Origin of the sequence: Escherichia sp. AM3 (genome assembly GCF_032029835.1) — a bacterium.
Lineage (GTDB): Bacteria > Pseudomonadota > Gammaproteobacteria > Enterobacterales > Enterobacteriaceae > Escherichia > Escherichia coli.
In genome coordinates this window covers 1-379 of sequence record NZ_JAVUPQ010000643.1, presented here as the reverse complement: position 1 = coordinate 379, position 379 = coordinate 1, and the positions used below count along the sequence as shown (strand labels likewise).

Below are 379 nucleotides of genomic sequence, written 5' to 3'. Positions count from 1 at the left end.
GTGTATGAACCTGCCATCCAGTGTGGATGTTCTCCCTGAACTCACGCCGTGTGGCGATGTTGGCCTTGTCAGTGCTTACCTTCAGGCGCTGTGCAATGAAGGTGTCGCTTCCGCACTGGTCATTTCCCACCTGCCGCTGGTCGGCTATCTGGTATCTGAGCTGTGCCCGGGCGAAACGCCACCGATGTTCACAACGTCCGCCATTGCCAACGTCACCCTCGACGAAACCGGCAAAGGGGTCTTTAACTGGCAAATGAGTCCGTGCAACCTGAAGATGGCAAAAGCCATCTGACGTGACGTGCGATATGGCGGGGTGCAGCGTGCCTCCCGCCATCCTGTCAGGGCAATTCTGGCGGCTGCCACTCCTCCACCTCAATCA

1 protein-coding gene is annotated in these 379 nt (G+C 58.0%); it reads left to right on the top strand.

The features are described from left to right. The coding region (gene sixA, locus RTW80_RS27665; protein WP_312721303.1) for a phosphohistidine phosphatase SixA at positions 1-292 on the top strand (292 nt) is incomplete at its 5' end. Positions 293-379: the final 87 nt, after the last annotated feature.